Raw genomic sequence first — 13,442 nt, 5'->3', positions numbered from 1 at the left:
TACTCGACGACTTACAGGAAAGGGCAGCCGCCGGGATCAGCCGGAAAGGTCCGATCCCGGCGTTTCTGAACCCGGCGCGTTGGGCGCGCCTGCGATCAGAAGCGGTAGTTGATGCCGAACAGGTACTGCCGGCCGTACTCCTCGTAGGTTTCCGGCAGGTAGCCTCCGTCCGCTGTCGTGGTCCCGCCGGCGTCGATCCCGAGCCGGGTCCGGTACGGCGAATTGGTCAGATTGTTCACCTGGAACAGCAGGCCAAGACCTTCCATCGGTCCGCTTTCGAAGGTGTAGCCGATCTGGGCGTCGACCTGCTCGTCGTCCATGATCTCGGTCTGGCCGCGGGTCGCGAACAGCTGGACCACCTCGCCCTTGAAGGCCTCGCGGAAGCGCTTGCTGATGCGCGCCTGGAAGCCGCCGCGTTCGTAATAGGCGGTCATGTTGTAGACCATGCCAGAGAGCCCGGGGATACGGGTCGGTGCGCCGGATGCACTGGGGTTCAGATCGGACTCGGTGAACGAGACGCTGCCCAGCACGCCGAGACCGTCCAGCGGCTCCCAGAGCGTGCCGAAGTTCAGGGCGCCGCTGATCTCCACGCCCTCGACTACGCCCCCCTTGCCGTTGGCCGGCAGGGTGATCTGGCCGATCGGACTGATCGTCACGCCGGCCGGAATGGAGGAAGCCGTGCTGGGCAGCGGAATGCCCGAAAAGTCGAACTCGGTAGTCTGCTGATAGATGTAGGTGTCGAGGTTCTTGTAGAAGCCGGCGATCGACAGATAGGTCGTGGGGTTCACATACCATTCGTAGGCCAGGTCGAGGGCGATGGCCCGCCACGGCTCGAGATGCGGGTTGCCGCCCGAGGCCGACCACGGGTTGACCGTCGTTCCCGGCGGACACGGCTGGCCGCTGCAAACCATCGCGTTGAAGCCCGGGGTGACATTGGCGCGCATCTCGTCCATGCGCGGCCGCGCCATGGTCTTGGCCGCCGCAAAACGGATTCGGTGACCGCCGCCCAAATCGTAGATCATGTTCAGGCTGGGCAGGACGTCGGTGTAGTCCGCTCCCTCCGTTATCGACATCGGCGTGATCGGCTGGCCTGGCTCGAGGCCGTTGATGACGACGCCGGTGGATTCCTGGGATTGCTGGACGACCTGGACGCCGACGTTGCCGCGGACCTGGCCCTTCTCGAACTCCGCCCGCGCGAACCAGGTGAGGACCTCTTCCTCGATGTCCCAGTTCTTGTCGAAATAGTTGGCGTCGAGGATCGGCGCCCGGTCGTAGTAGACGTCGAGCGCGCGGGTCAGGTCGACGCTGAGCACCTCGCCGAAGCCGGCATAGTCCAGCGAGGTCGCCTCCACCAGATACTGCGGATCGACATACACCTGCTGGCGGCCGTTCTTGAGGAACAGGTCGAAGTCGTCGACGCGCTTGGTCTTGTTGCGGTTGGCCAGGTTCACCCCGGCGCTGACGGTATGGATGATGCCTTCGAGGTCGCGCTCGAACCTGAGGTCGGCGGCGTAGATGCGTTCCTCAACGTCCGGGAAACGGATGGCCCCGTCATGGCCCCAGCCGCCCCAGGGCGCCCGGTCGCCCAGCGACACCTGTGACGCATCGGCGTAGTTGAGGCCTTCGGAATAGGTCGGATAGCCGTCGTCGTTGACCTCGAAGGTGATGGTGTCGAGGGTCCGCCCACCGCCTTGAGGGCCGATGCCATAGCCGGCGTAGGTCTCGAGAATCTGTTCGCGCCGCTCGTTGGTCGAGTACGACAGGTCGGCCACGACGCGGGTGCGCTCGTCGATTTCGAATTCGTTGTTCAGCCCCACCGAGAACAGCTCGTCCTCGCGGGTGTTGAAGTCGTTGCGGATGATCGGGACGCCGCCGTTCAGCGTGCCGCTGGTGGCGAAAAGGGATCCTCCACGGGTTTCGGTCTGGACGTCGGTGAAGGTCGCGCCGTCGGCCCAGCCGTTCGAGAACCACTGCGCCCCGCGCGTGGTCTCTTCCTGATCGAATTTCGAATAGTAGAGGTCGAGCGTCGAGTGCAGCCTGTCGTTCGGGGTCCATTCGACAATGCCGATGACCGCATCCCGCTGGTTGAGGCGCGAGGTCGCGAAAATCTCCTGGCCGTTCAGGATCAGGGCGTCGTCGGCGCTGTCCGGCGTGACGGCGAAGCCGAAGGCCTCGTAGCCATAGGCCTTGTAGTGGCGGTTCTGAGACGGCGAATCCAGGTGGGCGTAGCCGAGAGCCACACCGATGGTGTCATCCGCGAACTGGTCGATGTAGCTGAGAGAGAAGCGGCCGCCGTAGTTGCGGACATCGTCATTCAGGCTGCCGCCCTCGATCGTCTCGCCGCGCAGGTTCACAGCGATGGCGCGGCTGCCGAACTCCAGCGGCCGGACGGTGCGCAGGTCGGCCGTGCCTGAAAGGCCCATGCCGGAAATCTCGGCGTCGGGCGTCTTGTAGATGACCACGCCGGAGAGCAGCTCGGACGGGTACTGGTCGAATTCGACGGCGCGGTTGTCGCCGGAGCTGGCCTGCTGGCGGCCGTTGAGCAAGGTGGTGGTGAAGTCGGGAGCCAGGCCGCGGATCGAGATCACCTGGGCGCGGCCGTTGACGCGCTGGGCGGCCAGACCGGGCAGGCGGGCGATCGATTCGGCGATCGACACGTCCGGGAGCTTGCCGATGTCCTCGGCCGAGACCGCCTCGACGATCGAGGTCTCGTTGCGCTTGATGCTGATCGAATCGGCGAGGCCGCGACGCAGGCCCGTGACGACGACCTCCTCGACCTCGACCGCCTGCTCGTCCTGCGGCGGCGCGTCCTGGGCCATGACGACGCCGGGCGCGCCCACGGCCAGCGCCAGCGCCGACACGGTCAGGCAAAGCTGTGACGACGAGACTGAGCCCGTCTTGCGAACGCCTGCGAACTGGCTGCGCATGGATACCCCCTGTTGTTCCCCGGCGCGGGCCTTGAGCCGCACGTCCATTTTTGTTTCGCCGCCATCCCACGTGACGAGGGGGTTGGAAGCGCTTCCAATGACTATCCGAAATGATCTTCCCGCGCAATCCGATTTCCGGCCGGCGCGGATCACGCCTCGCTACCGAGGCCGGAAATTGCCGCGGCTCCGCCGCGTCGTCTTCAGTCAGATGCCCCCCAGACGTAGGTGGCGGCCGTCTGTGGCGGCAGTTCGGTGGCGGCGCTTCGCCTGCCCTCGCGGATTTCGAAGGCGACCGGAGCGGCGCCCTCGTTGAGGACGATCAGCACCCGCTCGCCGTCGGGATTGATGAAGGCGACCGCCTGCAGCCCCTCAGGCGCGGCGGTGGCGACGCGCCGGGCGCCGGGCCGGACGAAGCGGCTGGCGTGTGCGAAGGCGTAGTATTCCTGGTTCCGCTCGATCGCACCGGTCCGGCTGTCGATCTTCACCACGCCGCGGCAATTGCCGCAGCCGCCCGCGTGCGGGCCGTAGTTTTCATCCAGCGCCAGATTCCACATCAGGACGCCACGCGCCCAATGTTCGACCGAGCCGATGATCAGGGTCTTCATCGTCCAGATGAAGCTCTCCGCGAAGCCGGGAGCCCATTCGCCGCCCGAGCACTCGGTGAAGAAGACGTCCTTGTCGGGCCAGACGTCGCGAACCTGGCTCTGGGCCGAGACATCGCCGCCGTAGCAATGCCAGGCCACGCCCGCGACGAAGGGGCGGGCCCGTTCATCGGCCAACACCGTCAGCGGCTGTTGAGGTTGGTCCCAGTTGTGGTCCCAATCGAGGATTTTGGCCCCGACGCCGGCGTCGCGGAGCAGCGGGCCCAGATGCTGGCCGACGAAGGTCGCCCGACCTTCTGGTCCCCAAAGCATGCCGGGGTAGCTGTCCGGCTCGAAGTCCGGCTCGTTCTGGATGCTCACATAGTCCGTCGGCACGGCATGGGCCGCCGCCGACTCGATGTAGCGCCGAAAATATTCGGCGTAGACCGGATAGAACTCCGGCTTCAGCTGGCCCTGGATCATCGAACCGGAGGTCTTCATCCAGCCCGGCGCGCTCCAGGGCGAGGCCATGACCTTGAGGTCGGGATTGATCGCCACCGCCTGGCGGACGGTGGGAAAGACGTGCTCCTCCATCCGCGCCGTCGAAAAGCTCGTCAGGGTCCGGTCCGCCGTGTCGGCGAGGCTGTAGTGGTCCAGTGAGAAGTCCGACGCGCCGATGGTCACGCGGGTGAAGCTGAAGCCGAGGCCGCCGTTCTCCCGCCCGAACAGCTCGCGCAGCAAGGCGTCGCGCTGGTCGTCGGCCAGTTTGGTCTGTATCAGGAAGGCCGAGGCATCGGTGATCGCCGCGCCGAAGCCGACCATCTCCTGGAACGACCGGCGCGGGTCGACTTCGACGGCCGGGCCGGTCACGGCGGGTGATGGTTGAAACCGGAGGGGGGGCTGTTCCGACAGCAGCCGGCTGCGATCGCCGGAGGTCATCCAGACCCGCGCCGACGGTTCGACCGGAGCGCCGGCGCAGGCGGCCGCGCCCAACGTCGCCAGGGCCGCGCCGATTACCAGCGCCCGGCGCCCGAGCGTTGTGATTCGCCCTGTCATGGTGGTTCTCCTCCCACTGGTCGGGCGCTCACGCCCTCCGGCCGGCGCCCGTTGATCTCAAGCTTCGCCTTGGAAGCGCTTCCAGTAGGAGGCGGCCGGAGCTCGACGTCAAGCGCTGGCAGTCGCGAGTCTCGGCGTGGCGCGGCCGGCGGAGGCCCGGGCGACCACCGCGTGAGGCAGGATGGCGAAACGCCAGTCGACATCCCGCCGCGTGCCCGCGAGCCGTCCGGCGATCATCCGGACCGCCTCGCCGCCCATGTCCTTGAGGGGCTGATGGACGGTGGCGAGCGGCGGCCAGACGATCTCCGACACGGGGGTGTCGTCGAAGCCGGTGATCGACAGATGCCCCGGCACGTCCAGGCCCCGGCCGTGCGCGGCGGACAGGGCCCCGGCGGCCATGTCGTCGTTGGCGCAGACGAGGGCCGTGGGCGGGTCCGGCTCATCGAACAGACGGGCGGCCAGTATGCTTCCGGACCGGAAGGTGAAGTCGCCCCGCAGCACGGTCACCCGGCTGGAATCCAGATTCCGCTCGCGCAGGGCCCGCTTCAGGCCGTCGAACCGCTGCTCGGCCGACAGGTGTCCCTGGATTCCGCTGATGAAGGCGAACCGCCGGTGTCCGAGATCCAGCAGATGACAGGCGATATCATAGCCCCCCGCCTCGTCGTCGATGCCGACTCCGTCGGCGACCAGACGCCCCGGCCCGCCGGGCGAAATGGTGGCGACCTGGCAGCCCTGCCGCCGGATTTCCTCGATCAGGGTGGCGTCGTCGGCGAACGGCGGGGTCAGGATCAGGCCCTGGCAGCGCTGGGTGGTCATCAGCTCCAGCACCTGCTCGCGCCGGTCGGGGCTCTGTTGCGGCACGTGGCGGGTCATCAGCTGGTAGCCCAGCGACAGACACTCGCGCAGCGCGCCGAGCTCCAGGGCCGAGGCGTAGAAGGAGTTCGGCTCCGCCTCGAGATCGGAGGCCAGGATCAGGGCCAGCATGCGGCTGCCGCCGCCGGCCAGCGAGCGCGCCTGCGGGTTGACGCGGTAGTTCAGCGCCGCGACCGCCGCCAGCACCCGGTCGCGCACCTCGGGGCGGACGTTGGGCCCGCCGTTGAGCACGCGCGAAACGGTGGTCCGCCCGACGCCTGACTGGCGCGCCACATCGTCTATGGTCGGTTTTCTGGCGCTCAAGATCGCTCCCCGCGGATAAGGCCCGCATGCTCCCGCGTCGGCCCCGGCTCCACAATAGGTCGACGCGGCGCGCAGGGCGACCTCATATGTGGCCATGATCGCCCCCCCCGCCGAGTCGACGCCGTCTCATCGATCCCGCTGGTTCATCCTCGGCTACGGCGCGGCCCAGGCCGGGGCCTTCATTTGCTTCATTCCGCTGCTGACCCTGCTGCTGCCGGCCAAGGCCGAGCTGATCGGCGGCGCGGACAAGGCCCTGCTGCTCAGCCAGATGGCCATTCTGGGCGGGCTGAGCGCCGCGGCCGCCAACCTTCTGTTCGGGAGTCTGAGCGACCGAACCCGGGGCCCGCTCGGCCGACGGCGCCCGTGGATCCTCGCCGGGCTGGCGCTGGTCGCCGTGGCGCTGGCCCTGATCGGCGCGGCGAGCGGTCCGTTGCAGTTGGCCTTGGGCGTGGTGGCTTTCCAGCTGGCGGTCAACGCCCTCTACGCGCCGCTGACCGCCCTGGTCCCGGACATGGTGGCCGACGCCCAGAAGGGGCTGGTCTCCGCCTGGGCGGGCGCCGCCCTGCCCATCGCCAACCTGTTCACGGCGGTGGTCGTCACCCGTCTGGCAGGCTCGCCTCCCGTGCAGTTCGCGGTCGTCATCGCCGTGGCCGCGATGATGATCCTGCCCTTCGCCCTGACCGTGCGTGAGCCGCGCTCGCGGCGCCCTGCGGCGGCGCCCCCGCGGCTGTCCTTCGATGCCCTGAAGGACCGGCGGTTCTTCTGGACTTTCGTCTCGCGCCTGCTGGTCGAGAGCGCCGTGGCCATCAACACCCTCTACCTGCTGTTCCTGCTGCAGGACCTGCCCGGCGCGAGGCCAAGAGGGTGGTCCGCCCTCGAGCTGTTCGGCGCGTTGCTGATCGCCTCCACCGTGGCGGCGTCGCTCGGCGGCTTTGTCGGCGGCGTGGGCTCGGACCGGCTGCGAAGACGCCGGATTTTCGTCATCGCCGGCGGCGTCGGCATGGCCGCGGCGCTGGCCCTGATGGTGGTCTGGCCGGCCTGGCCCGGCCCGCTGGCGGGCCAGCTGCTGTTCGGCGCCGCCCATGGCCTGCACGCCACCACCGTCGCGGCCATGACGGCGGAAATCCTGCCTGATCGCGCCACGGCCGGGCGCGATCTGGGGGTGATGAACATGGCCATCGCCCTGCCGCAGAGCCTGGCCCCGGCCTCCGCCGCCGTCCTTCTGGGACTCGGTCTGCCGCTGACCGCCGTCTTCCTGGCGGCGTCCGTCGCCGCCCTGATCGCCGCCGCCGTCCTCGCGCCGCTCAGACGTCTGACCTGAGCGTGTAGGCGTCGAGGGCTCGTCAGGACCCAAGACCTCCGTTGTCCTGCCGATCCCTGGGAGCAGACTTTCTCATCGTCCGCTATGAGTCTCAAAGCGGCGGTTGGAAGGGTCCGCTATGGGTAGGCCGGTCTGACCCCCAGGCGGGGGTCCCTCGAAACACCAAACCGCGGTTGAGCGCCACAGGGTCGGTCAGGTGCAGGAACTTTAGCCGTTCCGCCGGACCGTCGGTAAAATTTCGCACCAACGTCGCCTGAACATTATCGAACCGCGCTTCATCCGCGGGGGTCGGCATTGCGCCGGACGGGAGGCGCGGGTGCCCGGTCTGAGAGAGGTCGACCGCTGGTTCATCGACGAGGTGCTGCCGTTCGAGGCGCGCTACCTCGCCGTGGCCCGCCGCTTCAGCGCGCGCGGCGCCGCCGGCGGGGACGAGGCCGCCGACCTCGTCCATGACGTCTATGCGCGGGTTCTGGCGTCGGAAGGCTGGCGCTTCATCGACGATCCGCGCGCCTATGTGCTGACCATGATCCGCAACCTCGGCATCCAGAAGATCCGTCGCGCGCGCATCGTCGTCATGGAGACCCTCGCCGGCGCAGAAGGGGCCCCGGGCGACGGCGGAACCCCGGACGCCTTCGATGAGGTCTCGGGCCGGCAGAGATTGCGGCTGGCCCTCGACGCCCTGCGGGCGCTGCCGCCGCGCTTCCGCGAGGTCGTCGAACTGCGGCGACTGCATGATCTGCCGTCGCGCAACATCGCCCGGCGGCTGGGCCTCAGCCTGTCGACGGTCGAGAAGCGGCTGGCGCGGGGCATGGTGCTGATGGCCGAAGCGATGACCCGGGCGGACACGCGGATCGCGCCGGTCGGCCGTCCCGCCGTTCGGCCGGGTTCGGGCGACATCGGGCGCCGCCGGGTGAAAAAATAGCGCCGCCTGCTTGGTGGTGCGCGCCCCGTCGTGCGTCTCTATGAACAATATGATGAAAGCGCCGCCCCAATCCGATCCCGGCTCCGCCGCCGACCTGCCCGCGGGCGCGGCCCGACGGGTCGCGGCGGCCATGGACGAGGCCGGCCTGTGGCTGACCCGGCTGGATTCCGGCACGGCCGACCCCGAGGCCTTTGAGCGGTGGCGCGCGGCCGACCCCGCCCATGCGATCGCCTATGCGCGGGTCGCGGCGGCCTGGAGCGCCCTCGACGATACGCCGCCGGTCCTCGCCGCGCCGGCGCGGACGGGGCTGTCGCGGCGCGCGGCCCTGATGTCGTTCGGCGGTCTGGCGCTGGCGGTCGCCGGCGTCGGGGTGTCCGGCAAGGTGCTGGCGCGGGAGCAGGCCCGGACGGGAATCGGCGAACGCCGCACCATCCGTCTGGCGCCCGGGGCCCGGCTCGACCTCAACACCGACAGCCATGTGTTCTGGCGCGTGGGGCCCGATGGCGTGACCCTGTGGCTGGAGCGCGGCGAGATCGCCGTCAGCGCCGCGGCCGGCGCCGGCGCCGTCCATGTCCGCGGCGAGGGCGTCGAATGGCGGCTCGCGCCCGGGCGCTACAACGCCCGGCTCGATGACGGCCGGCTGGAGCTGACGACCCTCGACGGCGTGGCGGAGAGCCGCAAGCCCCGACCGGTCCGCCTGACGCGCGGTGAGCGGCTGATCCTGCGCGATGGCGTCGTCTCGACCGGCGAGGCCCCGGGATCCGCCCTGGCCAGGGCGACCGCCTGGCCGCAGGGCGAGATCGTCTTCGAGGACGCGCCCCTGGAAGAGGCCGTGGCGGAATACAATCGCTATCTGGAGCGAAAGCTGACGATCGCGGATCCGGCGATCGCCCGCCTGCGCATCGGCGGCCGCTTCACCTCCAGCGACCCGTCGGACTTCCTCGCCGCGCTTCAGGCCGTGCTGCCGGTCCGGGCGGAGTCGTCGGGCGCCGGCGTGGTTCTGACCCGGGCGAGATAATTTCGCGGCGACTTGGCGGTTTCCCCGGGGCCGACCGTCCTCCCCGGTGAAGGCGCCGCCGTCGCGGCGTCCGAACCTGAGGTGGGGCCATGAAGTCGACTGTATCTCCTTACGCGCTGTTCGCGGGTCTGACCGCGGCCGTCATTGTTGCGGCCGCTCCGGCCCAGGCCCAGGACCGGGTCCGCGCCTTCGACATCCCGGCCCAGGGCCTCGGCGCGGCGCTGAACGCCTGGTCGGAACAGGCCGATGTGCAGATCCTCTATCCGTCGACGGCGGCCGCCGGCCGGACCGCGCCGGCGGTGCAGGGACGGATGGAGTCGCGCCAGGCCCTGCTGCGCCTGATCGCCGACAGCGGCCTGCGGATCAGCCGCGACGACGGCCGCGTCGTCGCCCTGCAGCCGGTCCGGAGCGATGAGGCGGCGACGGCGATGCTGGAGGAGATCGCCGCCTCCACGGTCGATGACGTCGTCGTCACGGCGCGCGCCGGCGTCAACGGCCGCTCGCGTCTCGACACCAGCTATGCCGTGACCTCGGTCGGCGAGGAGGCGTTGCGCATGCGCAATCCCACCGGCGTCGCCGACGCGCTGAAGTCGGTCCCGGGCTTCTGGGTCGAGGCCTCGGGCGGCGAGGCCAGCGCCAACATCCGCGCGCGCGGCATTCCCCAGGAAGGCTTCTCGGCCGTGGCCCTGCAGGAAGACGGCCTGCCGGTCCAGCATGACGCCGGCCTCGGCTATCTGAACGCCGACCAGTCCTTCCGCCTCGACGAGACGATCGATCGCATGGAGGTGGTTCGCGGCGGTCCGTCGTCGATCTTCGCCTCCTATGCGCCGGGCGGCACGATCAACTTCATCACCCGCAAGGGCGGCGACCGCTTCGAAGGCCTGGTCAAGGCCCAGGTCGGCGATTACGGCTATTATCGCACCGACGCCTGGGTCGGCGGCCCGATCGGCGACTGGCGCTTCGGCGTCGGCGGCTTCTATCGCACCTCGGAGGGCGTGCGCGATCCCGGCTTCACCGCCGACGAGGGCGGCCAGATCCGCGTCTCTCTCGGGCGCGACTTCGATCGCGGCTCGATCGAATTCAACGTCAAACATTTCGACGATCAGGTCATGCTGCAGGCCGGCGTGCCCCTGAAGTTCGACGCGAACGGCGATCCGACGGACGTGCCGGGCTTCGACGCCCTGAGCGGGACCCTGTCCGGGCCGGAGACCAACCAGCTGACGCTGCGCGGCGCGAACGGCGCCTTCGACTGGGACCTGAGCCGGGGCACCGACGTCGAGCTGACCCAGTATACGGCGATCTTCAAATACGACCTCGGCGGCGGCTGGGATTTCGAGAACCGCACGCGTCACCGGACGTCGGACAGCTACCGCATCGGCCTGTTCCCCAATACGCCGGTGCTGGGTTCCGATCGCATCGCCCGGTATCGCGCCGCCCTGCTGGCCGCCACGCCGGGGGCGACCGACGTCCAGCTGCGCTACACCACCACCGGCGAAATCTTCACGCCCGACCAGAACGGTAATGGCCTGGTCGTCGACGGTTCGCTGCGTTGGGTCCATGTGCCACTCGACGAAACCATCAACGACGCCCGCCTGATGCGGACCTTCGAGGTCGGCGGCCAGTCGCACCAGATCGCCCTGGGCCTGTATCTCGCCAAGGTCGAGGAGAGCTTCGACCGCTACTCCGCCAACGTCATGCTGGATGTGCAGGAGAACGCCCGGCGACTGGATCTGGTCGCCGTCGATGCGGCCGGGACCGTGCTCTACAGCATGACTGACAACGGCGTGACCCGCTACGGCGCCGAGTTCGCGGACGGCGACGGGGAATCGACGACGACGGCCCTGTATCTGACCGACGAATGGAACCTGAGCGATGCCCTGCGCATCGACGCCGGCGTCCGCTGGGAGCGGATCGAACTCACCGGCTCCAGCCAGGGCACGACGACCGTCAATCTGGGCCAGACCCCGTCCCTGGCCGACGACACCTTCCTGACCGGATCCGGAGTCTTCACCGCGCTGGACCGGGCGTTCGACCACACCGGCTGGACCCTGGGAGTCGACTGGCGCTTCGCCGAGGGGATGGGTCTGTTCGCCCGCCACACCTCCACCTTCCGCCTGCCGTCGCTCGGCGATTTCATCACCGACGCCGGCAACACCTCGCCGTTCGTTCAGGAAATGGCGCTGTCGGAAGCGGGCTACAAGCTGTCGACCGCCAGCCTCGATCTCTACGCCACGGCCTTCTACACCGCCTATGACTCCCTGACCTTCGGCGGGCTGCAGTTCGACCCCGTCAGCGGCGGCTACGTCAGCCAGACCTCGGTCACCGACACCACCACCCTCGGCCTTGAGCTGGAGGGTCGCTGGACGCCCCTCGACTGGTTCGACCTGACGTTCAACGCCACCGTCCAGAACCCCGAGTTCGGCGACTATATCTACTACGAAGGCACCGGGCCCAATCCGGTCGAGCGGGACTTCTCGGGCAACCAGATCAACCGGACGCCCAAGGAGCTGTACCGTCTGATTCCGGCGCTGAACCTGCTGAACGACCGCCTCAGGGTCGAGGTCGATCTCCAGCGCTACGGCAAGCGGTTCTCCGATGCGGCCAACACCGCGCCGCTGCCGGCCTACAACCTGATCAACGCCACGGTGCGCTACGACCTGACCGAACAGGTGTCGATCTATGGCTACGGCACCAACCTCGCCGACGAGATCGGCCTGACCGAGGGCAACCCCCGCGCCGGCCAGATCGTCAGCGGGGAGGCCGGCGCCCTCTATGGCATCGGCCGCCCCGAGTTCGGCCGCTCGTTCCGCGTGGCGGTGATGTACCGCTTCTGACCGACGACCGGCGGCGGCGCTCCGTTGCGTCGCCGCCGGAGCCACCTTCCCGCCGGACCGAGGACGACCATGCGCCGACTGCTCCAGCTAGCCGCGATCCTGTTCCTGGCCGCGGTCGCCCCGGCTGCCCTGGCCAACGAACCGGACCCGCGGCCGGACCTCGTCCTGACCGGAGAGCTGGGCCGCGCCGACCATGAGCGCTACAGGGAGGTCGCGTTCGATCTGCCCGAGGGCGTGACGCGGCTGTCGGTCGTATTCGCCTATTCCGGCAAGGAGGAGCGGTCGGTCATCGACCTGGGCCTGTTCGATCCGCAGCGTTTCCGCGGCTGGAGCGGCGGCGCGCGCGATCGTTTCACGATCTCCACCGAGGAGGCGACGCCCGGCTATCTGCCCGGCCCGCTGCCGGCCGGGCGCTGGCGGCTGATCCTCGGGGCTCCGAACATCCGTCCGGAGGGTGCGGCCCGCTACGAGGCGAAGATCTTCTTCGAGCGCGAACCCCGGCCGGCCGACTTCGCGGCGGGCTATCCGCTGCCCGCGCCGCTGAATCCCGCCGCCGGCTGGTATCGCGGCGATCTTCACGCGCACACGGGCCACAGCGACGCCTCGTGCCGGACCCGGTCCGGCGCCAGGGCGCCCTGTCCGACCTATCGCACGGTCGAGGCGGCCGCGGCTCGCGACCTCGACTTCATCGCCGTCACCGACCACAACACCACCGCCCACTACGCCGCCCTGCGCGAGCTGCAGCCGGCCTTCGACGATCTGCTGCTGGTTCCGGGGCGCGAGATCACAACCTTCTTCGGCCACGCCAACGTCTTCGGCCCGACCGACTTTCTCGACTTCCGCATGACCGACGCCGGCGCGCCGGCGCCCGGAAGCTGGCTGGACGCCGCCCGGGCCGAAGGCGGCCTGGTCTCGGTCAACCATCCGGGTCTGCCCTCTGGCGAGATCTGCATGGGCTGCGGCTGGATCCTCGACCTGGCGGATTCGGCCGCCTTCGACCTCGTGGAGGTCGTCAACGGCGGAACCCTGAGCCAGACCGGTTCGGCCGAAGGACCGTTGCAGGGCTTCGATTTCTGGCACGCCCGGTTGAACGCCGGGGCGCGGGTCATCGGCGTCGGCGGCAGCGACAACCACGACGCCCTGAGCCCCCTGGACCAGCCGGGGGCGATCGGCGATCCGACCACGGTCGTCCACATGAGCGAACTGTCGCTCGCGGGGTTGCTGGACGGGTTGCGGGCCGGGCGGGTCTTCATCGATCTCGACGGCCGGCCGGATCGGCTGCTGGACATGAGCGCGCGGGCCGGTGACCGGCGGGCTGTCATGGGCCAGACCCTGGCCGTGGCGCCCGGCGAGCGCGTCCAGGTGACGGTGACCGTCCGCGGCGTGGACGGCGGACGGATGGAGGCCGTGGTCGACGGCGTTCCAACGCCGGACCTGTCACGGGACATCCCGGCCGACAGCGTCGACCTGACACTGGACTGGGCGGGCGGCGAGGCGGGCCGGTGGCTGCGGGTGGATGTCCGGGATGCGTCCGGGGGGCTTGTTCTGATCGGAAATCCAATCTTCCTGCAGACGGCGGTCCACACACCGCCGAGCCAGAGATCACA

General features: G+C 69.3%; 8 protein-coding genes. 5 read left to right on the top strand and 3 right to left on the bottom strand.

The genetic code is table 11. The annotated features are described in order from the left end of the window. Nucleotides 1-95: 95 nt before the first annotated feature. The 3 genes from Q0588_RS07585 to Q0588_RS07575 all read right to left on the bottom strand — a co-directional run bounded on the left by Q0588_RS07585 (nt 96) and on the right by Q0588_RS07575 (nt 5,740). Nucleotides 96-2,927, bottom strand: a complete 2,832-nt coding sequence (locus Q0588_RS07585) for a TonB-dependent receptor (RefSeq protein WP_298745251.1) — start codon at nt 2,925-2,927, stop codon at nt 96-98. A gap of 200 nt (nt 2,928-3,127) precedes the next feature. Continuing rightward, nucleotides 3,128-4,564, bottom strand: coding sequence for a glycoside hydrolase family 30 beta sandwich domain-containing protein (locus tag Q0588_RS07580; RefSeq protein WP_298745250.1), 1,437 nt, complete (start codon nt 4,562-4,564; stop codon nt 3,128-3,130). A gap of 108 nt (nt 4,565-4,672) precedes the next feature. Then, the gene (locus Q0588_RS07575) at nt 4,673-5,740 is read right to left on the bottom strand and encodes a LacI family DNA-binding transcriptional regulator (RefSeq protein WP_298745249.1); all 1,068 of its coding nucleotides are present in this window, start codon (nt 5,738-5,740) and stop codon (nt 4,673-4,675) included. 94 nt (nt 5,741-5,834) lie between these two features. Here Q0588_RS07575 and Q0588_RS07570 point away from each other — a divergent pair, with 94 nt between their 5' ends. From Q0588_RS07570 to Q0588_RS07550, 5 genes are all read left to right on the top strand, one after another. After that, a complete protein-coding gene (locus Q0588_RS07570; RefSeq protein ID WP_298745247.1) occupies nt 5,835-7,061 on the top strand; it encodes an MFS transporter in 1,227 nt (408 codons plus the stop codon). A gap of 316 nt (nt 7,062-7,377) precedes the next feature. Further along, nucleotides 7,378-7,983, top strand: a complete 606-nt coding sequence (locus Q0588_RS07565; RefSeq protein ID WP_298745246.1) for an RNA polymerase sigma factor — start codon at nt 7,378-7,380, stop codon at nt 7,981-7,983. Between the two features lie 52 nt (nt 7,984-8,035). Beyond that, nucleotides 8,036-9,001, top strand: a complete 966-nt coding sequence (locus tag Q0588_RS07560) for a DUF4880 domain-containing protein (protein ID WP_298745244.1) — start codon at nt 8,036-8,038, stop codon at nt 8,999-9,001. 89 nt (nt 9,002-9,090) lie between these two features. Further along, nucleotides 9,091-11,835: a TonB-dependent receptor gene (locus tag Q0588_RS07555; RefSeq protein ID WP_298745242.1), complete on the top strand. Its 2,745-nt coding sequence runs from the start codon at nt 9,091-9,093 to the stop codon at nt 11,833-11,835. A 69-nt stretch (nt 11,836-11,904) separates the two neighbouring features. Beyond that, a partial coding sequence (locus tag Q0588_RS07550) for a CehA/McbA family metallohydrolase (protein WP_298745240.1) occupies nt 11,905-13,442 on the top strand: 1,538 nt, incomplete at its 3' end.

This window comes from uncultured Brevundimonas sp. (genome assembly GCF_937870815.1).
Lineage (GTDB): Bacteria > Pseudomonadota > Alphaproteobacteria > Caulobacterales > Caulobacteraceae > Brevundimonas.
This window is presented reverse-complemented; position numbering and strand designations above follow the sequence as displayed.